This window comes from Streptomyces sp. NPDC048506, from assembly GCF_040651315.1.
GTDB lineage: Bacteria > Actinomycetota > Actinomycetes > Streptomycetales > Streptomycetaceae > Streptomyces.
The window spans coordinates 156,887-174,621 of sequence record NZ_JBEZIX010000007.1 but is presented as its reverse complement, the minus strand read 5'-3'; the positions used below and the strand labels follow the sequence as shown (position 1 = coordinate 174,621).

At 65.8% G+C, this 17,735-nt stretch carries 28 protein-coding genes; all 28 read right to left on the bottom strand.

The annotated features are described in order from the left end of the window. Nucleotides 1-18 precede the first annotated feature (18 nt). A complete protein-coding gene (locus tag AB0C96_RS07770; protein WP_362914736.1) occupies nucleotides 19-672 on the bottom strand; it encodes an adenylate kinase in 654 nt (217 codons plus the stop codon). Then, the gene (gene secY / locus AB0C96_RS07765) at nucleotides 672-1,985 is read right to left on the bottom strand and encodes a preprotein translocase subunit SecY (RefSeq protein ID WP_208683146.1); all 1,314 of its coding nucleotides are present in this window, start codon (nucleotides 1,983-1,985) and stop codon (nucleotides 672-674) included. Before secY ends, AB0C96_RS07770 begins: the two co-directional genes overlap by 1 nt. Nucleotides 1,986-2,211: 226 nt before the next feature. Then, nucleotides 2,212-2,667: a 50S ribosomal protein L15 gene (gene rplO / locus AB0C96_RS07760; RefSeq protein WP_362914734.1), complete on the bottom strand. Its 456-nt coding sequence runs from the start codon at nucleotides 2,665-2,667 to the stop codon at nucleotides 2,212-2,214. A gap of 1 nt (nucleotide 2,668) precedes the next feature. After that, nucleotides 2,669-2,851: a 50S ribosomal protein L30 gene (gene rpmD / locus AB0C96_RS07755; protein WP_362914732.1), complete on the bottom strand. Its 183-nt coding sequence runs from the start codon at nucleotides 2,849-2,851 to the stop codon at nucleotides 2,669-2,671. Beyond that, on the bottom strand, nucleotides 2,851-3,453 hold the full coding sequence (gene rpsE, locus AB0C96_RS07750; protein WP_030413022.1) for a 30S ribosomal protein S5: 603 nt from the start codon (nucleotides 3,451-3,453) through the stop codon (nucleotides 2,851-2,853). Before rpsE ends, rpmD begins: the two co-directional genes overlap by 1 nt. A gap of 46 nt (nucleotides 3,454-3,499) precedes the next feature. Then, a complete protein-coding gene (gene rplR, locus AB0C96_RS07745; protein ID WP_249637716.1) occupies nucleotides 3,500-3,883 on the bottom strand; it encodes a 50S ribosomal protein L18 in 384 nt (127 codons plus the stop codon). A 3-nt stretch (nucleotides 3,884-3,886) separates the two neighbouring features. Continuing rightward, the gene (rplF, locus tag AB0C96_RS07740; RefSeq protein ID WP_362914730.1) at nucleotides 3,887-4,426 is read right to left on the bottom strand and encodes a 50S ribosomal protein L6; all 540 of its coding nucleotides are present in this window, start codon (nucleotides 4,424-4,426) and stop codon (nucleotides 3,887-3,889) included. Between the two features lie 22 nt (nucleotides 4,427-4,448). Further along, nucleotides 4,449-4,847, bottom strand: coding sequence for a 30S ribosomal protein S8 (gene rpsH / locus AB0C96_RS07735; RefSeq protein ID WP_006604885.1), 399 nt, complete (start codon nucleotides 4,845-4,847; stop codon nucleotides 4,449-4,451). Between the two features lie 239 nt (nucleotides 4,848-5,086). Further along, nucleotides 5,087-5,272, bottom strand: a complete 186-nt coding sequence (locus tag AB0C96_RS07730) for a type Z 30S ribosomal protein S14 (RefSeq protein ID WP_003956452.1) — start codon at nucleotides 5,270-5,272, stop codon at nucleotides 5,087-5,089. A gap of 5 nt (nucleotides 5,273-5,277) precedes the next feature. Next, nucleotides 5,278-5,838: a 50S ribosomal protein L5 gene (gene rplE / locus AB0C96_RS07725; RefSeq protein ID WP_016571061.1), complete on the bottom strand. Its 561-nt coding sequence runs from the start codon at nucleotides 5,836-5,838 to the stop codon at nucleotides 5,278-5,280. Next, complete coding sequence (gene rplX / locus AB0C96_RS07720) at nucleotides 5,838-6,161, bottom strand: 50S ribosomal protein L24 (RefSeq protein WP_065963007.1); 324 nt, start codon at nucleotides 6,159-6,161, stop codon at nucleotides 5,838-5,840. Before rplX ends, rplE begins: the two co-directional genes overlap by 1 nt. 3 nt (nucleotides 6,162-6,164) lie before the next feature. Further along, on the bottom strand, nucleotides 6,165-6,533 hold the full coding sequence (gene rplN, locus AB0C96_RS07715; RefSeq protein ID WP_003998823.1) for a 50S ribosomal protein L14: 369 nt from the start codon (nucleotides 6,531-6,533) through the stop codon (nucleotides 6,165-6,167). A 99-nt stretch (nucleotides 6,534-6,632) separates the two neighbouring features. After that, nucleotides 6,633-6,914 carry a 30S ribosomal protein S17 gene (gene rpsQ / locus AB0C96_RS07710; protein ID WP_006604882.1) on the bottom strand — a complete coding sequence of 94 codons (282 nt, stop codon included), beginning with the start codon at nucleotides 6,912-6,914 and terminating at the stop codon, nucleotides 6,633-6,635. Further along, the gene (rpmC, locus tag AB0C96_RS07705) at nucleotides 6,914-7,138 is read right to left on the bottom strand and encodes a 50S ribosomal protein L29 (protein ID WP_046927445.1); all 225 of its coding nucleotides are present in this window, start codon (nucleotides 7,136-7,138) and stop codon (nucleotides 6,914-6,916) included. The genes rpsQ and rpmC overlap by 1 nt, the downstream gene beginning before the upstream one ends. Continuing rightward, complete coding sequence (gene rplP / locus AB0C96_RS07700; RefSeq protein ID WP_004571829.1) at nucleotides 7,138-7,557, bottom strand: 50S ribosomal protein L16; 420 nt, start codon at nucleotides 7,555-7,557, stop codon at nucleotides 7,138-7,140. Before rplP ends, rpmC begins: the two co-directional genes overlap by 1 nt. A 5-nt stretch (nucleotides 7,558-7,562) precedes the next feature. Continuing rightward, nucleotides 7,563-8,387 (bottom strand): 30S ribosomal protein S3, encoded by an 825-nt coding sequence (rpsC, locus tag AB0C96_RS07695; RefSeq protein WP_362914727.1) that lies wholly within the window; start codon nucleotides 8,385-8,387, stop codon nucleotides 7,563-7,565. Then, on the bottom strand, nucleotides 8,387-8,734 hold the full coding sequence (gene rplV / locus AB0C96_RS07690) for a 50S ribosomal protein L22 (RefSeq protein WP_009997296.1): 348 nt from the start codon (nucleotides 8,732-8,734) through the stop codon (nucleotides 8,387-8,389). The genes rpsC and rplV overlap by 1 nt, the downstream gene beginning before the upstream one ends. 44 nt (nucleotides 8,735-8,778) lie before the next feature. Next, nucleotides 8,779-9,060: a 30S ribosomal protein S19 gene (gene rpsS / locus AB0C96_RS07685; RefSeq protein ID WP_004571826.1), complete on the bottom strand. Its 282-nt coding sequence runs from the start codon at nucleotides 9,058-9,060 to the stop codon at nucleotides 8,779-8,781. 12 nt (nucleotides 9,061-9,072) lie between these two features. Then, on the bottom strand, nucleotides 9,073-9,909 hold the full coding sequence (rplB, locus tag AB0C96_RS07680; RefSeq protein ID WP_030283452.1) for a 50S ribosomal protein L2: 837 nt from the start codon (nucleotides 9,907-9,909) through the stop codon (nucleotides 9,073-9,075). 39 nt (nucleotides 9,910-9,948) lie between these two features. Beyond that, on the bottom strand, nucleotides 9,949-10,272 hold the full coding sequence (rplW, locus tag AB0C96_RS07675) for a 50S ribosomal protein L23 (RefSeq protein WP_362914724.1): 324 nt from the start codon (nucleotides 10,270-10,272) through the stop codon (nucleotides 9,949-9,951). After that, the gene (gene rplD, locus AB0C96_RS07670) at nucleotides 10,272-10,922 is read right to left on the bottom strand and encodes a 50S ribosomal protein L4 (RefSeq protein WP_362914722.1); all 651 of its coding nucleotides are present in this window, start codon (nucleotides 10,920-10,922) and stop codon (nucleotides 10,272-10,274) included. Before rplD ends, rplW begins: the two co-directional genes overlap by 1 nt. Before the next feature lie 8 nt (nucleotides 10,923-10,930). After that, nucleotides 10,931-11,575, bottom strand: coding sequence for a 50S ribosomal protein L3 (gene rplC / locus AB0C96_RS07665; protein WP_006604873.1), 645 nt, complete (start codon nucleotides 11,573-11,575; stop codon nucleotides 10,931-10,933). A gap of 14 nt (nucleotides 11,576-11,589) precedes the next feature. Further along, the gene (gene rpsJ, locus AB0C96_RS07660) at nucleotides 11,590-11,898 is read right to left on the bottom strand and encodes a 30S ribosomal protein S10 (RefSeq protein ID WP_003948644.1); all 309 of its coding nucleotides are present in this window, start codon (nucleotides 11,896-11,898) and stop codon (nucleotides 11,590-11,592) included. Nucleotides 11,899-12,326: 428 nt separating this feature from the next. Beyond that, entirely contained in the window at nucleotides 12,327-13,520 is a 1,194-nt protein-coding gene (gene tuf / locus AB0C96_RS07655; protein WP_362914720.1) for an elongation factor Tu, read from the bottom strand. A 158-nt stretch (nucleotides 13,521-13,678) separates the two neighbouring features. After that, the gene (fusA, locus tag AB0C96_RS07650) at nucleotides 13,679-15,799 is read right to left on the bottom strand and encodes an elongation factor G (RefSeq protein ID WP_362914718.1); all 2,121 of its coding nucleotides are present in this window, start codon (nucleotides 15,797-15,799) and stop codon (nucleotides 13,679-13,681) included. Between the two features lie 39 nt (nucleotides 15,800-15,838). Then, on the bottom strand, nucleotides 15,839-16,309 hold the full coding sequence (rpsG, locus tag AB0C96_RS07645) for a 30S ribosomal protein S7 (protein WP_004571813.1): 471 nt from the start codon (nucleotides 16,307-16,309) through the stop codon (nucleotides 15,839-15,841). A gap of 2 nt (nucleotides 16,310-16,311) precedes the next feature. After that, nucleotides 16,312-16,683: a 30S ribosomal protein S12 gene (rpsL, locus tag AB0C96_RS07640; RefSeq protein ID WP_003948652.1), complete on the bottom strand. Its 372-nt coding sequence runs from the start codon at nucleotides 16,681-16,683 to the stop codon at nucleotides 16,312-16,314. Between the two features lie 384 nt (nucleotides 16,684-17,067). Further along, entirely contained in the window at nucleotides 17,068-17,550 is a 483-nt protein-coding gene (locus AB0C96_RS07635) for a DUF1707 and DUF4190 domain-containing protein (protein WP_362914716.1), read from the bottom strand. Nucleotides 17,551-17,735 lie beyond the last annotated feature (185 nt).

The window sequence follows — 17,735 nt, the reverse complement described above, 5'->3', positions numbered from 1 at the left end:
CCGTACGGAGCTGCGGGCTTACTCGCCGCGCTGGAGCGCCGCCATGGAGCGCTCCGTCACCTCTTCCACCTTGCCGAGGGCCGGGATCGTCACGACCAGGTCCTGGGCCTTGTAGTAGTCGATGATCGGCTCGGTCTCCGTGTGGTAGACCTCAAGCCGCTTGCGGACGGTCTCCTCGCGGTCGTCGTCGCGCTGGTACAGCTCGCCGCCGCAGACGTCGCAGACGCCCGCGGTCTTCGGCTTGTTGTACTCCGCGTGGAAGACGTGGCTGCTGTCCTTGCGGCAGATCCGCCGGCCGGCGATCCGCTTGACGACCTCGTCCTCCGGGACCTCCAGGTCCAGGACGGCGTCCAGCTTCAGGTTCTTGGCCTTGAGGTACGCGTCCAGCGCCTCGGCCTGGCCGATGTTGCGCGGAAAGCCGTCCAGCAGGAAGCCCTCGGCGGCGTCGGCCTGCGCCATGCGGTCCTCGGCCATCCCGATGGTGACCGAGTCGGGCACCAGGTTGCCTGCGTCCATGTACGACTTCGCCTCGACACCCAGCGGCGTGCCCTGGCTGATGTTGGCGCGGAACAGGTCCCCCGTGGAGATGTGCGGGATCGCGAGGTTCTTGGCCAGGTACGCAGCCTGCGTACCCTTGCCGGCCCCGGGGGGTCCGACGAGGACGATTCGCATCAGCGGAGGAACCCTTCGTAGTTGCGCTGCTGAAGCTGGCTCTCGATCTGCTTCACGGTCTCCAGACCAACACCCACGATGATGAGGATGCTCGTCCCGCCGAACGGGAAGTTCTGGTTCGCATTGAAGAGCACCAACGCCACTGTTGGTACGAGCGCGATCAGCCCCAGGTACAGCGAGCCCGGCCACGTGATCCGGTTGAGCACGTAGCTGAGGTACTCGGCCGTCGGGCGGCCAGCCCGGATACCCGGGATGAAGCCACCATACTTCTTCATGTTGTCGGCAACTTCTTCGGGGTTGAAGCTGATGGCGACGTAGAAGAAGGCGAAGAACACGATCAGCAGGAAGTACGTAACGATGTAAACGGGGTGATTTCCCTTGGTGAAGTTGGTGGCGATCCAGGTCGCCCATGCCGCCTTCGACCCGCTGAACTGTGCGATGAGGGCTGGAATGTAGAGCAGCGATGACGCGAAGATGACGGGAATCACACCCGCCTGGTTCACCTTGAGCGGGATGTAAGTGGACGTACCGCCGTAGGACCGGCGACCGATCATCCGCTTCGCGTACTGCACCGGGATGCGCCGCTGGGCCTGCTCGACGAAGACCACCAGGGCGACCATCGCCAGACCCACCGCGATCACCGCGAAGAACTCGATCCAGCCGTCGGCGAGCTTGCCGGTGAGCTTGATCTGCCACAGCGCGCCCGGGAAGCCGGCGGCGATCGAGATGAACATCAGGATCGACATGCCGTTGCCGATACCGCGGTCGGTGACGAGCTCACCGAGCCACATGATCAGGCCGGTGCCGGCGGTCATCGTGATGACCATGGTGATGGTGGTGAAGATCGAGTCGCTCGGCACGATCTCGCTGGCGACCGGGCAGCTCTGGAAGAGCGCACCGCTGCGGGCGGTGGCCACCAGGCCGGTGCCCTGAAGGATCGCGAGCGCCACGGTCAGATAGCGGGTGTACTGGGTGATCTTCGCCTGGCCGGACTGACCTTCCTTTTTCAAGGCCTCCAGCCGGGGGATGACCACGGTCAACAGCTGAAGGATGATGCTCGCCGTGATGTACGGCATGATCCCCAGCGCGAAGATCGTGATCTGCAGCAGCGCTCCACCGCTGAACATGTTCACCAGGGCGAACAACCCGCTGTTGCCGCCGGCCTGCTTCATGCAGGTCTCGACGTTCGCGTAGTTCACCCCTGGGACCGGGACGTGCGCTCCGATCCGGTAGAGCACGATGATGCCCAACGTGAACAGCAGCTTCTTGCGCAGGTCGGGCGTCTTGAACGCTCGGGCGAACGCGGTGAGCACGGTGCCTCCTGCGCCTCCCGCCTCGTGGCGAGAGGTGACGGTCTTGAGGATCGACGAATACGTAGCGGCCAGAACCGCACGGACACGGCCCGCGCGGCGGGGGCCCGGGACCTCGGCCCCGGAAAACCACAGTGCATGCCACCTTACCGGCGACCTTACCCCCGTGGAACGACCAACCGGGGATGCCCCAAACGATGGGCATCCCCGGTCAGTTGAACCAACGAACTCAGATGAGTTCGGTGACGGTGCCGCCGGCGGCGGCGATCTTCTCCTTGGCGGAGCCGGAAACGGAGTCAACCGTCACCGTCAGCGCCACGGAGATCTCGCCCTGGCCCAGGACCTTGACGAGCTCGTTCTTGCGCACCGCGCCCTTGGCGACCAGGTCGGCCACCGTGACCTCGCCACCCTGCGGGTAGAGCGCGGCCAGCTTGTCCAGGTTCACGACCTGGAACTGCTTGTGAGCGGGGTTCTTGAAGCCCTTCAGCTTCGGGAGGCGCATGTGGAGGGGCATCTGCCCACCCTCGAAGCGCTCCGGAACCTGGTAGCGGGCCTTCGTGCCCTTGGTACCACGACCAGCGGTCTTACCCTTGGACGCCTCACCACGACCGACACGGGTCTTGGCGGTCTTGGCGCCCGGGGCGGGCCGGAGGTTGTGGACCTTCAGCGGGTTGTTCTCCGCCATGTCAGTCGACCTCCTTGACCGACACGAGGTGGCGGACGGTGTGCACCATGCCGCGGAACTCGGGGCGGTCGTCCTTGACAACCACGTCACCCAGCTTCTTCAGACCGAGCGAGCGCAGGGTGTCGCGGTGGTTCTGCTTGCTGCCGATGTAGGACTTGATCTGCTTGATCTCAAGGCGAGCCATTACGCACTCACCCCAGCTCGCGCCCGCAGCAGAGCGGCGGGAGCAACGTCCTCCAGCGGCAGGCCACGACGGGCCGCGATCTCCTCGGGGCGCTGAAGGCCCTGAAGCGCGGTCACCGTGGCGTGCACGATGTTGATCGGGTTCGACGAACCGAGCGACTTGCTCAGCACGTCGTGGATGCCCGCGCACTCCAGAACGGCACGCACGGGGCCACCGGCGATCACACCGGTACCGGGGGAAGCCGGCTTGAGCAGGACGACGCCCGCAGCCTTCTCACCCTGGATGGGGTGCGGGATGGTGCCCTGGATACGGGGGACCTTGAAGAAGTTCTTCTTGGCCTCTTCCACGCCCTTGGCGATGGCAGCCGGAACTTCCTTGGCCTTGCCGTAACCGACACCTACGGTGCCGTCACCGTCGCCCACCACGACCAGCGCGGTGAAGCTGAAGCGACGACCACCCTTGACAACCTTGGCGACGCGGTTGATCGCGACAACGCGCTCAACGTACGCGGTCTTCTCGGCGGCAGCGCCACCGTCGCGACCCTTCCGGTCCCGCCGCTCGCCGCCACCGGCACCGCTGCCGCGGCGCTGGGGTCCAGCCATTGGAATTACCTCTCTCTGTTACGTCCGCTAGCTCCGGAACCGGGGCTTAGAACTTCAGCCCGGCTTCGCGGGCGGCGTCGGCCAGAGCGGCAATCCGCCCGGCGTACTGCTTGCCACCACGGTCGAACACGACGGCCTCGACACCGGCGGCCTTGGCACGCTCGGCGACCAGGGAGCCGACCTTCTGGGCCTGGGCGCTCTTGTCGCCCTCGCCACCACGGATCGACGCGTCCAGGCTCGACGCCGAGGCCAGCGTGTGGCCCTTGATGTCGTCGATGACCTGAGCGGTGATGCCGCGGTTGGACCGCGTCACGACCAGACGCGGACGCTCCGGGGTACCCGAAATCCGCTTGCGGATGCGGATGTGGCGACGCTTGGCGGCGGCGCGCTTGTAGGCGTCACCCTTCGCGATCTTCACACCGTATGCCATGGCTTACTTACCAGCCTTTCCGACCTTGCGGCGGATGACCTCGCCGGCGTACTTGACGCCCTTGGCCTTGTACGGGTCAGGCTTGCGCAGCTTGCGGATGTTCGCCGCCACCTCGCCGACCTTCTGCTTGTCGATGCCCTCGACGCTGAGCTTGGTCGGGGACTCGACCTTGAACGAGATGCCCTCGGGGGCCTCGATCAGGATCGGGTGGCTGTAGCCCAGGGAGAACTCCAGGTTGGAGCCCTTGGCCTGAACGCGGTAACCAACACCGCTGATCTCAAGCGCCTTGCTGTAGCCCTGGGTCACGCCGGTGATCATGTTCGCCACCAGCGTGCGCGACAGGCCGTGCAGGGCCTTGTTCTGACGCTCGTCGTTCGGGCGGGTGACGGCGATGACGCCGTCCTCACCCTTGGCGACCTCGATGGGCGCGGCGACGGTGTGCGAAAGGGAGCCCTTGGGACCCTTCACCGAAACCGTGCGGCCCTCGATGGTGACGTCCACACCAGCGGGAACCTGGATGGGCAGCTTGCCAATACGCGACATTAGCTATTCCTCCGTTCCCTGATTACCAGACGTAGGCGAGGACTTCCCCACCCACGCCCTTCTTGCTGGCCTGCTGACCGGTCAGGAGACCGTGGGACGTGGAGATGATCGCCACGCCCAGGCCGCCGAGGACCTTCGGCAGGTTGGTGGACTTTGCGTAGACCCGGAGGCCCGGCTTCGAGATCCGCTTGATGCCGGCGATCGAGCGCTCGCGGTTCGGGCCGAACTTCAGCTCGAGGACGAGGTTCTTGCCAACCTCGGCGTCCTCGACGCGCCAGCCGGTGATGTAACCCTCCTGCTGGAGGATCTCCGCGATGTGCGACTTGATCTTGCTGTGCGGCATCACGACGGTGTCGTGGTACGCCGAGTTCGCGTTCCGCAGACGGGTCAGCATGTCTGCGATGGGGTCAGTCATGGTCATGAATTGGCCTTCGGCCTCTCTCGCCGGGGTTTCCTATGTGCGCCATCCCTCTCCCCGATCAGAGTCGGGACGGGTGCGGCGCGGGGACCTACGGCGTAGTAAGCGACGTTATGCGGGCTCGGCCCGCGGTCGGTCTCGGGCGGCGGGGCGCCCAAACCCTTCTACCTTACGGGACAAAGGGTGGGGCGCCCGCCGACCGATTGCTTACCGAGAGCGTCCGATAACTCCCAACTGGGGAATTACCAGGAGCTCTTGGTCACGCCCGGCAGCTCGCCACGGTGAGCCATCTCACGAAGGCACACGCGGCACAGGCCGAACTTGCGGTACACGGAGTGCGGACGGCCGCAGCGCTGGCAGCGGGTGTACGCGCGCACACCGAACTTCGGCTTGCGAGCAGCCTTGGCAATCAGAGCCTTCTTCGCCATCTCGCTCACGCCTCCTTGAACGGGAAGCCGAGGTGACGAAGGAGAGCGCGGCCCTCATCGTCGTTGGTCGCCGTGGTGACCACGGTGATGTCCATACCCCGGGTACGGTCGATCTTGTCCTGGTCGATCTCGTGGAACATGACCTGCTCCGTGAGACCGAAGGTGTAGTTGCCCCGACCGTCGAACTGCTTCGGGGACAGACCACGGAAGTCGCGGATGCGCGGGAGCGCGAGCGACAGCAGGCGGTCCAGGAACTCCCACATGCGGTCACCGCGGAGGGTGACGTGGGCACCGATCGGCTGGCCCTCGCGCAGCTTGAACTGCGCGATGGACTTACGGGCCTTGGTGACGGCCGGCTTCTGGCCGGTGATCGTGGTGAGGTCGCGGATGGCGCCCTCGATCAGCTTGGAGTCGCGGGCGGCGTCGCCCACACCCATGTTGACCACGATCTTGGTCAGACCGGGGATCTGCATGACGTTCTCGTAGGAGAACTCGTCCTTCAGCTTCCCGGCGATCTCTTCGCGGTAGCGCGTCTTGAGACGCGGCGCGTTGGTGGTGGCAGTCATCAGATGTCCTCACCGGTCCGCTTGGCAACGCGGATCTTGTTGCCCTCGTCGTCGAAGCGGTACCCGACGCGGGTGACGACCTTCTTGCCGTCCTTCTCCACAACCAGCTGGACGTTGCTGACGTGGATGGGGGCCTCGGTGGTCACGATGCCGCCGGTCTTCGAACCACGAGCGGTCTGTCCGGCCTTGGTGTGCTTCTTGACCCGGTTGACACCCTCGACCAGGACGCGGTCCTCGCGGGGGAAGGCCTGGATGACCTTGCCCTGCTTGCCCTTGTCCTTACCGGTGATGACCTGGACCAGGTCGCCCTTCTTGATCTTCATCGGTTACAGCACCTCCGGCGCGAGCGAGATGATCTTCATGAACTTCTTCTCGCGCAGTTCCCGGCCCACGGGGCCGAAGATGCGGGTGCCGCGGGGGTCGCCATCGTTCTTGAGGATGACGGCCGCGTTCTCGTCGAAGCGGATGTACGAGCCGTCCGGACGGCGGCGCTCCTTGACGGTGCGAACGATGACCGCCTTGACGACGTCACCCTTCTTCACGTTGCCACCGGGGATCGCATCCTTGACGGTGGCAACGATGACGTCACCGATGCCCGCGTAGCGGCGACCGGAACCACCGAGAACACGGATGCAAAGGATCTCCTTCGCACCAGTGTTGTCGGCGACACGCAGTCGCGACTCCTGCTGGATCACGTCTATCTCCTGAATGTCTGCCGGTTCCCGGCAGGGGTTTCACGTGAAACCCCTGCCGAGCCTGGCGGAACTGTTCCTAGGGGGTCCCCCTAGGAGGGATTACTTGGCCTTCTCGAGGATCTCGACGATGCGCCAGCGCTTGGTGGCGGACAGCGGCCGGGTCTCCATCAGGAGGACGCGGTCGCCGACGCCGGCAGCGTTCTGCTCGTCGTGCGCCTTGAGCTTGTTGGTACGGCGGATGACCTTGCCGTACAGCGCGTGCTTGACACGGTCCTCGACGGCGACGACGACGGTCTTGTCCATCTTGTCGCTGACGACGAGACCCTCACGGGTCTTGCGGAAACCGCGCTCGTTCGTCTCAGTCACATTCTTCTCGCTCATCAGGCGCTCTCCACCGTCTCGATGCCCAGCTCACGCTCACGCATCAGGGTGTAGATCCGGGCGATGTCCTTGCGGACGGCCTTCAGCCGGCCGTGGTTCTCAAGCTGCCCGGTCGCCGCCTGGAAGCGGAGGTTGAACAGCTCTTCCTTGGCCTCACGCAGCTTGGCAACGAGGTCCTCGTTGTTCAGCTCGCGCAGCTCGGACGCCTTGGTAACGGCCGACATCACGATTCACCTGCCTCGCGCCGAACGATGCGGCACTTCATCGGAAGCTTGTGGGCGGCGCGGGTCAGCGCCTCCTTAGCAACCTTCTCGTTCGGGAAGGACAGCTCGAACATCACCCGACCGGGCTTGACGTTCGCGACCCACCACTCCGGAGAACCCTTACCGGAACCCATGCGGGTCTCGGCCGGCTTCTTCGTCAGCGGACGGTCGGGGTAGATGTTGATCCACACCTTGCCGCCACGCTTGATGTGACGGGTCATGGCGATACGAGCGGACTCGATCTGCCGGTTCGTCACGTAAGCCGGGGTGACGGCCTGGATTCCGTACTCACCGAAGGCCAGCTCGGTGCCGCCCTTGGCCATGCCGTTGCGCTTCGGGTGGTGCTGCTTGCGGTGCTTGACCCTGCGAGGGATCAGCATGTCGGTCAGGCCTCCGTTCCGGGGGTCTCCGCCGGAGCAGCGGCTGCGGCCTCGGCCTTGGGGGCCTCGGCAGCGGCGCTCTGCTGCTGCGGCTTGCGGCCGCGGCCGCCACGCTCGCCACCGCGGCGCGGGCGGTCGTTGCCGCCACCGCGAGCCGGGCGGTTGCCCGCACGGGCGGCGGCGTTCTCGGCGCGCACCTCGGCGATGTTCTTGACGTCGCCCTTGTAGATCCAGACCTTCACGCCGATGCGGCCGAAGGTGGTCTTGGCCTCGAAGAAGCCGTAGTCGACGTTCGCACGGAGCGTGTGCAGGGGCACGCGGCCCTCGCGGTAGAACTCCGAGCGGGACATCTCGGCGCCGCCGAGACGGCCACCGCACTGGATCTTGATGCCCTTGGCGCCGGCCTTCATCGTCGACTGCATGCTCTTGCGCATGGCGCGACGGAAGGAGACGCGGGACGACAGCTGCTCGGCGACGGCCTGGGCCACGAGCTGAGCATCGGTCTCGGGGTTCTTGACCTCGAGGATGTTCAGCTGGACCTGCTTGCCGGTCAGCTTCTCCAGCTCGCCGCGGATGCGGTCGGCCTCGGCGCCGCGGCGGCCGATGACGATGCCCGGACGAGCGGTGTGGATGTCAACGCGGACGCGCTCACGGGTGCGCTCGATCTCCACCTTGGAGATACCGGCGCGCTCCATGCCCTTCGTCATCATGCGACGAATGGCGACGTCTTCCTTGACGTAGTCCTTGTACAGCTTGTCGGCGTACCAACGCGACTTGAAGTCGGTGGTGATGCCGAGCCGGAACCCGTGCGGGTTTACCTTCTGGCCCATTACCGGGTTCCTTCCTTGCTGCTGACGACCACGGTGATGTGGCTGGTCCGCTTGCGGATCCGGTAGGCACGGCCCTGGGCACGCGGACGGAACCGCTTCAGGGTCGGGCCCTCGTCGACGTACGCCTCGCTGATAACCAGCGTGGAGGCGTCCGTGTGGTCGTAGTTGTGCGCGGCGTTGGCAATGGCGCTGTCCAGCACCTTGCCCACCGGCACGCTCGCGGCCTGCGGGGCGAAACGCAGGACCGCCTGAGCCTCCGTGGCATCCATGCCACGGATAAGGTCCACCACGCGGCGGGCCTTCATGGGCGTGACGCGGATGTACCGCGCCTGGGCCCTGGCTTCCATGGTTGTCCCTTCGGTGTCAGTCATAGTCTTCGCACTCCGGTCGATCAGCGACGACGCGACTTGCGGTCGTCCTTCTCGTGGCCGCGGAAGGTGCGGGTCGGCGCAAACTCGCCGAGCTTGTGGCCGACCATCGACTCGGTGACGAACACCGGGACGTGCTTGCGGCCGTCGTGCACCGCGATCGTGTGGCCGAGCATGGCCGGGACGATCATGGAGCGGCGGGACCAGGTCTTGATGACGTTCTTGGTGCCGGCTTCGTTCTGAACATCCACCTTCTTGGCGAGGTGGTCGTCGACGAAGGGCCCCTTCTTGAGACTGCGCGGCATCTAAACCCGCTCCTAGCGCTTCTTGTTCGTCTTGCGGCGGCGGACGATGTACTTGTTGCTGGCCTTCTTCGGCGAGCGAGTACGACCCTCCTTCTGGCCCCAGGGCGAGACCGGGTGGCGACCACCGGAGGTCTTGCCCTCACCACCACCGTGCGGGTGGTCGACCGGGTTCATCACGACACCACGCACGGTCGGGCGGACGCCCTTCCAGCGCATACGGCCGGCCTTGCCCCAGTTGATGTTCGACTGCTCGGCGTTGCCGACCTCGCCGACGGTGGCGCGGCAGCGCACGTCGACCAGGCGGATCTCACCGGACGGCATACGAAGGTGGGCCATCGAGCCCTCCCTCGCCAGCAGCTGCACGGAGGCACCGGCCGAGCGGGCGAACTTCGCACCGCCGCCCGGACGCAGCTCGATCGCGTGGATCGTCGTACCCACGGGGATGTGGCGCAGCGGCAGGTTGTTGCCCGGCTTGATGTCGGCGCCAGGGCCGTTCTCAATCCGGTCACCCTGCGACAGGCCACGGGGCGCGATGATGTAGCGCTTCTCGCCGTCTGCGTAGTGCAGCAGCGCGATGCGCGCGGTGCGGTTCGGGTCGTACTCGATGTGCGCGACCTTGGCCGGCACGCCGTCCTTGTCGTGACGACGGAAGTCGATCACGCGGTAGGCGCGCTTGTGGCCACCGCCCTGGTGGCGAACGGTCACACGACCGGCGTTGTTACGGCCGCCCTTGCTGTGCAGCGGGCGGACCAGCGACTTCTCCGGCGTGGACCGCGTGATCTCGACAAAGTCGGCGACGCTGGAGCCACGACGGCCCGGGGTCGTCGGCTTGTACTTGCGGATACCCATTTCTCAGTCCTCGTCCGATTCCGGACGACTCGGACTCCGTTAGGAGACCGGGCCGCCGAAGATGTCGATACGGTCGCCCTCGGCGAGGGTCACGATGGCGCGCTTGGTGTTGGCGCGCTTGCCGTAACCGGTCTTGGTGCGCTTGCGCTTACCCTGCCGGTTGATCGTGTTGACCCCGGTGACCTTGACCGAGAAGACCGCCTCGACGGCCTGCTTGATCTGGGTCTTGTTCGCGCCGGGCGCGACGATGAACGTGTACTTGTTCTCGTCCAGCAGCGCGTAGCTCTTCTCGGAAACCACCGGCTTGACGAGAACGTCGCGCGGGTCCGTGAAGGTCTTGCTGGTGACGACGGCCTCAGTCATCAGGCGTCGCTCCCTTCGGTCTCAACGGCCTTGGGGCCAGACACGAAGGACTCGAAGGCGGCCTTGGTGAAGACCACGTCGTCGGAGACGAGCACGTCGTACGTGTTCAGCTGGCCCGGCTCCAGGATGTGAACCTGGGGCAGGTTGCGGGCGGACAGCCACGCGGCCTCGTCGCTGCGCTCGGCGACCAGGAGCACGTTCTTGCGCTCGCTGACCTTGCCGAGGAGAGCCTTGGCGGCCTTGGTGGAAACCGCGCCCTCGACCACGCCGGAAACGACGTGGATGCGGGAGTGGCGGGCCCGGTCGGAGAGGGCACCGCGCAGGGCGGCGGCCTTCATCTTCTTCGGGGTCCGCTGGCTGTAGTCACGCGGCACGGGGCCGTGGACGACGCCACCGCCGGCGAACTGCGGCGCACGGGTCGAACCCTGACGCGCCCGGCCGGTGCCCTTCTGGCGGTACGGCTTCTTGCCGCCACCACGGACCTCGCCGCGAGTCTTGGTCTTGTGCGTGCCCTGACGGGCCGCGGCCAGCTGCGCGACAACGACCTGGTGGATCAGCGGAACGCTGACCTTGGCGTCGAAGATCTCCGCGGGGAGCTCGACGGACCCGGCCTTGTCGCCAGCAGGCGAAAGGATGTCAATGGTGCTCATCGGTTACCTCAGGCCCCCTTGGCCGCGGTACGGACCAGGACGAGGCCGCCGTTCGGACCAGGAACTGCGCCCTTGATGAGCAGCAGACCCTTCTCCGCGTCAACGGCGTGGACGGTCAGGTTCTGGGTGGTGACCCGCTCATTGCCCATACGGCCGGCCATCCGCATGCCCTTGAACACGCGGCCCGGGGTGGCGCAGCCACCGATGGAGCCCGGCTTGCGGTGCACGCGGTGGGCACCGTGCGAGGCCTTGCCGCCGTGGAAGCCGTGACGCTTCATGACACCGGCGAAGCCCTTGCCCTTGCTCTTGCCGGTCACGTCCACCTTGACGCCGGACTCGAAGGTCTCAGCGGTCAGCTCCTGGCCGAGGGTGTACTCACCGGCATCGGGAGTACGGACCTCGACGAGGTGACGACGGGGGGTGACGTCGGCCTTCGCGAAGTGGCCCTTGAGGGGCTTGTTCACCTTGCGCGGGTCGATCTCGCCGAAGGCGATCTGGACGGAGTCGTAGCCGTCCTGGTCATTGGTGCGCACCTGGGTAACGACGCAGGGGCCGGCCTTCACCACGGTCACCGGGACGACACGGTTGTTCTCGTCCCAGACCTGGGTCATGCCGAGCTTCTCGCCCAGGATGCCCTTGATCTGCTTAGCCATCTCTTCCGCGCCTCTCAGAGCTTGATCTCGATGTCAACGCCGGCCGGAAGGTCCAGGCGCATCAGCGAGTCAACGGTCTTGGGCGTCGGGTCGAGGATGTCGATCAGGCGCTTGTGCGTGCGCATCTCGAAGTGCTCGCGCGAGTCCTTGTACTTGTGCGGCGACTTGATGACGCAGTACACGTTCTTCTCAGTGGGCAGCGGCACCGGGCCCGCGACCGACGCACCAGTACGGGTCACCGTCTCGACGATCTTCTTCGCCGAAGAGTCGATGACCTCGTGGTCGTAGGCCTTGAGCCGAATGCGGATCTTCTGTCCCGCCATGGCTACTTCGTAGTCCTGTCTCTCGTAACGCTCTGGGACCCGGCAAGTTCGCGTTCTTCTCCGACCCACGCGGTCGGGCGTGTCGCACCCCTTCTCGTAAATCTCCGCACGCGGAGATCCTTCTAGAAGGAGAAGGCAGGGGAAGAACACCCACCGGGCGCCTGGCCGAGGCACCCCGCTGAGCTTCCCGGAAGATTCCCGTATTTCCGGCCCTGAGAAGGGACGACGAATACCTGGGACTCGCTTCCGGTCCTCCCGGCGGGAGGCGCGCAGCATCGGCACTCAACCGAGCAACCTGGACAGTGTGCCATACGCCCGGCGCCCAAAGCCAATCGGGGCCCAACTGTCAAGGAGCCCCGCCCGCCTGATGGCGGACGGGGCTCCTTGGGAGCTCCGGGGAGCTGTTACCGGATCAACCGGATCAACAATTACTTGTTGATCTTGGTGACCTGGCCGGCGCCGACGGTCCGGCCACCCTCACGGATGGCGAACTTCAGGCCCTCCTCCATGGCGACCGGCTGGATCAGCTCGACCGACATCTCGGTGTTGTCGCCCGGCATGACCATCTCGGTGCCCTCGGGGAGGGTCACGACGCCGGTCACGTCCGTGGTACGGAAGTAGAACTGCGGGCGGTAGTTGTTGAAGAACGGGGTGTGGCGGCCACCCTCGTCCTTCGACAGGATGTACGCCTGAGCCTCGAACGAGGTGTGCGGCGTGACCGAGCCCGGCTTGATGATGACCTGGCCGCGCTCGACGTCCTCGCGCTTGATGCCACGGAGGAGCAGACCGACGTTCTCACCGGCCTGGCCCTCGTCGAGCAGCTTGCGGAACATCTCGATGCCGGTGACCGTGGTGGTGGTCTTCTCGGTCTTGATGCCGATGATGTCCACGGTCTCGTTGACCTTGAGGACACCGCGCTCGATACGGCCGGTGACGACGGTGCCACGACCGGTGATCGTGAAGACGTCCTCGATCGGCATCAGGAACGGCTTGTCGACGTCGCGCTCGGGCTGCGGGATCGACTCGTCGACGGCGGCCATCAGGTTCAGGACCGACTGGCCCCACTCCTTGTCGCCCTCGAGCGCCTTCAGAGCGGAGACCTTGACGACCGGAACGTCGTCGCCCGGGAACTCGTACTCGGAGAGGAGCTCACGGACCTCGAGCTCGACGAGCTCCAGGATCTCCTCGTCGTCCACCATGTCGGCCTTGTTCAGGGCGACAACGATGTAGGGCACGCCGACCTGGCGGGCCAGGAGCACGTGCTCCTTGGTCTGCGGCATCGGACCGTCGGTCGCGGCGACCACCAGGATCGCGCCGTCCATCTGGGCGGCACCGGTGATCATGTTCTTGATGTAGTCCGCGTGACCGGGGCAGTCGACGTGCGCGTAGTGACGCGACTCGGTCTGGTACTCGACGTGCGCGATGGAGATGGTGATACCGCGCTGGCGCTCCTCAGGAGCCTTGTCGATCTGGTCGAAGGCCGAGGCCTCGTTCAGGTCCGGGTACGCGTCGTGCAGCACCTTGGTAATGGCGGCCGTGAGGGTCGTCTTACCGTGGTCAATGTGACCGATGGTGCCGATGTTGACGTGCGGCTTAGTCCGCTCGAACTTCGCCTTCGCCACTGGGGTCCTCCTGTGGAGTGGTTCTGTACGCCTTACTCATCGGCGCCAGGTGATCTTTGCTGGGGTGCCGGCTGACGGGGCAATCCTCACGGATTGCGGGGATTACCCCGTCAGACGGTGTCAAGCCTAAAGCGTGTTCCGACTCTGCGGAGACGGAGCTACTCGCCCTTGGCCTTCGCGATGATCTCCTCGGCGACGTTCCGGGGAACCTCGGCGTAGGAGTCGAACTGCATCGAGTAGCTTGCGCGACCCGACGTCTTGCTGCGGAGGTCTCCGACGTAGCCGAACATCTCCGAGAGCGGAACCAGGCCCGTGACGAGCTTGGCGCCGGCGCGGTCCTCCATGGACTGGATCTGACCACGGCGAGAGTTGATGTCGCCGATCACATCGCCCATGTAGTCCTCGGGCGTGGTGACCTCGACCTTCATCATCGGCTCGAGCAGGGCCGGGGAGGCCTTGCGGGCGGCCTCCTTGAAGGCCATCGAACCGGCGATCTTGAACGCCATTTCCGACGAGTCGACCTCGTGGAAGGCACCGTCGAGGAGGGTGACCTTGACGCCCGTCAGCGGGTAGCCGGCGAGCACGCCGAACTCCATGGCCTCCTGGCAGCCCGCGTCCACGGACGGGATGTACTCCCGCGGGATACGGCCACCGGTGACCTTGTTCTCGAACTCGTACCCGTCGCCCTCAAGCGGCTCCAGCGCGATCTGCACCTTCGCGAACTGACCGGAACCACCGGTCTGCTTCTTGTGGGTGTAGTCCAGCCGCTCGACGGCCTTGCGCAGGGTCTCGCGGTAGGCGACCTGCGGCTTACCGACGTTCGCCTCGACCCGGAACTCACGCTTCATACGGTCGACCAGCACGTCGAGGTGCAGCTCGCCCATACCCGCGATGATGGTCTGGCCGGTCTCCTCGTCGGTGTGCACCTGGAACGAGGGGTCCTCTTCGGCGAGACGCTGGATGGCGACACCCAGCTTCTCCTGGTCGCCCTTGGACTTGGGCTCGATGGCGACCTGGATGACCGGGGCCGGGAACTCCATCGACTCCAGGATCACCGGCTTGGCGGCGTCGCAGAGGGTCTCACCGGTGGTGGTCTGCTTCAGACCCATGACGGCGACGATGTCACCGGCACCCACCGAGTCGATCTCCTCACGCTTGTTCGCGTGCATCCGGTAGATCTTGCCGATGCGCTCCTTCTTGCCCTTCACCGAGTTCTGCACCTGCGAGCCGGCCTCAAGGCGACCCGAGTAGACGCGGATGAAGGTGAGCTTGCCCAGGTGGGGGTCGCTCGCAATCTTGAACGCCAGGGCGGCAAGCGGCTCGTCGTCGGACGGCTTGCGCTTGACGACCTCCTCCGGGTCGTTGACCGCGTGGCCCTCGATGGCCTCGACGTCCAGCGGGGAGGGGAGGTAGCGCACGACCGCGTCGAGCAGGGGCTGCACGCCCTTGTTCTTGAACGCGGTACCGCAGAAGACCGGGGTGACCGTCGTGACCTCGGCGTTGCCGGAGGCGATGGTGATCCGACGGATCGCCGCGTAGAGCTGCTCCTCGGTGGGCTCCTGGCCCTCCAGGTAGAGCTCCATGATCTCTTCGTCGTTCTCGGCGACGACCTCAAGGAGCTTGCCGCGCCATTCGTCGGCAGCCTCGATGTGCGTGTCCGGGATGTCGACGACGTCGTACATCTCGCCCTTGGCGGCCTCGGCGGACCAGACCAGGGCCTTCATGCGGACGAGGTCGACGACGCCCTTGAAGTCCATCTCGGTGCCGATGGGCAGCTGCATCACGATCGGGGTCGCGCCCAGGCGATCCGTGATCATGTCGACGCAGCGGTGGAACTCGGCACCCGTGCGGTCGAGCTTGTTGACGAAGCAGATACGCGGAACGCCGTAGCGGTCCGCCTGACGCCAAACGGTCTCGGACTGGGGCTCGACACCGGCGACGCCGTCGAACACCGTCACCGCACCGTCGAGCACGCGCAGCGAACGCTCCACCTCGACGGTGAAGTCGACGTGACCCGGGGTGTCGATGATGTTGATGGTGTTGTCGACGTCGTCCAGCGGCCAGTGGCAGGTCGTCGCGGCAGACGTGATCGTGATGCCGCGCTCCTGCTCCTGCTCCATCCAGTCCATCGTGGCAGCGCCGTCGTGGACCTCACCGATCTTGTACGAAACACCGGTGTAGAACAGGATCCGCTCGGTGGTGGTCGTCTTGCCCGCGTCGATGTGGGCCATGATCCCAATGTTGCGGACCTTGGCCAGGTCAAGCGAAGTGGTGGCCATAGTGGCTCAATCTTCTCTCGGTCTCGATGTGGGTTGCGACTACCAGCGGTAGTGCGCGAAGGCCTTGTTGGACTCGGCCATCTTGTGCGTGTCCTCACGCTTCTTGACCGAAGCGCCGAGGCCGTTGGAGGCGTCGAGCAGTTCGTTCATGAGGCGCTCGGTCATGGTCTTCTCGCGGCGGGCGCGGGAGTAGCCCACGAGCCAGCGGAGCGAGAGCGTGGCCGCGCGGCCGGGCTTGACCTCGACCGGGACCTGGTAGGTCGCGCCACCGACGCGGCGGGACTTGACCTCAAGGGTCGGCTTGATGTTCTCAAGTGCGCGCTTGAGCGTGATGACCGGGTCGTTGCCGGTCTTCTCGCGCAGCCCCTCCATGGCGCCGTAAACGATGCGCTCAGCGGTGGAGCGCTTGCCGTTCAGCAGAACCTTGTTGATGAGGGAGGTCACCAGAGGAGAGCCGTAGACCGGGTCGATGATGACCGGGCGCTTCGGGGCGGGGCCCTTACGAGGCATTCTTACTTCTCCTTCTTGGCGCCGTAGCGGCTGCGAGCCTGCTTGCGGTTCTTGACGCCCTGCGTGTCGAGGGAGCCGCGGATGATCTTGTACCGAACACCCGGCAGGTCCTTCACACGGCCGCCACGCACGAGCACGATCGAGTGCTCCTGGAGGTTGTGGCCCTCACCCGGAATGTAAGCGGTGACCTCGATCCCGCTGGTCAGACGCACACGCGCGACCTTACGCAGGGCCGAGTTCGGCTTCTTCGGGGTGGTGGTGAAAACACGCGTGCAGACGCCACGGCGCTGGGGGGAACCCTCAAGCGCGGGCGTCTTGTTCTTCTCGACCTTGTCCTGCCGGCCCTTGCGGACCAGCTGCTGGATCGTAGGCACCGTTTCTCCGGTTTCTGTGTGCCAGTCTCGGTAAAGCTAACCTGGAACAACCCCCGACCCACGCGGTCGGGTGTGTCGAATACTGCAGTCCGATCCCCGCTGGAACGGGAAGGGCGGCAGATTGCGGTGTCAAAACCCGGCTTCCGCGCTGATGGCATCCCGGCCGAAGGCCGCTGGGCCTGACGGCCCGGGAGCGACCCCAGGGAGATTGCGCGCACGGCAGCCCAGGGACACCCCAGGCACAAGGTCAGAGCGTACCTACCGCATTGGCTGCGGTCAAAACAAATGCACACGCGAAGGACACGCCGGACTCGTCACGGCGTTGCGGCCACCGTAGTGCGAACCGCGGCCCTACGGAAGAAGGCGCAACGCCCCGCAACACGGTCAGAGATTGACCGCCGCTACGAGGATCCACACCAGGAAGACCAGCGCCCAGCCCCCGATCGCCAGCCAGCCCAGGATCAGCCCGGCGATGGCCTGGCCGTCCCCGCGCTCCCCGGTGCGGCGGATCTCGGCCCGCGCCTTGTGGCCCAGGATGACGGCCGGGATCGCGGTCAGCCCCCACGTCACCGGCGTCATGATCCCGCAGACCAGCGCGCCGGTCGCCGAGCCGTTCGTCGTCACCGGCGCCGGCATCTGCATCGGCATGAACGTCGCCGGCACCACCGGTCGCTGCGGCATGAACTGCGCCTGCGGTACCGGCCCCATCGGGAGGTCCGCGACCAGCATCTGAAGCTCGGCGTGGGTCTGCGCCTTGTAGGCCCGGCCGAGCCGCTGCTCGTACTCCGGCTGCTGCAACCGCCCCTCGGCGAACCCCGCCTTGAGCACATCGACCGCCCGTTCACGATCGGCGTGCGAGGCACGCATGGCAGGCACCTGGTGCGACGGCTGAACGTGCTGCCCACCCTGCCACGGCTGGAATGCCACTTCGCGAACCTCCCCCCGCTCGACAGTTCTGCCCATCTTCTCATCACAGACGCAGAGATGGGAGAACAAGTTCCCCCGGACGGCACTCAAGCCGCAGGGCGGCCACCCCGTAAAGGGTGACCGCC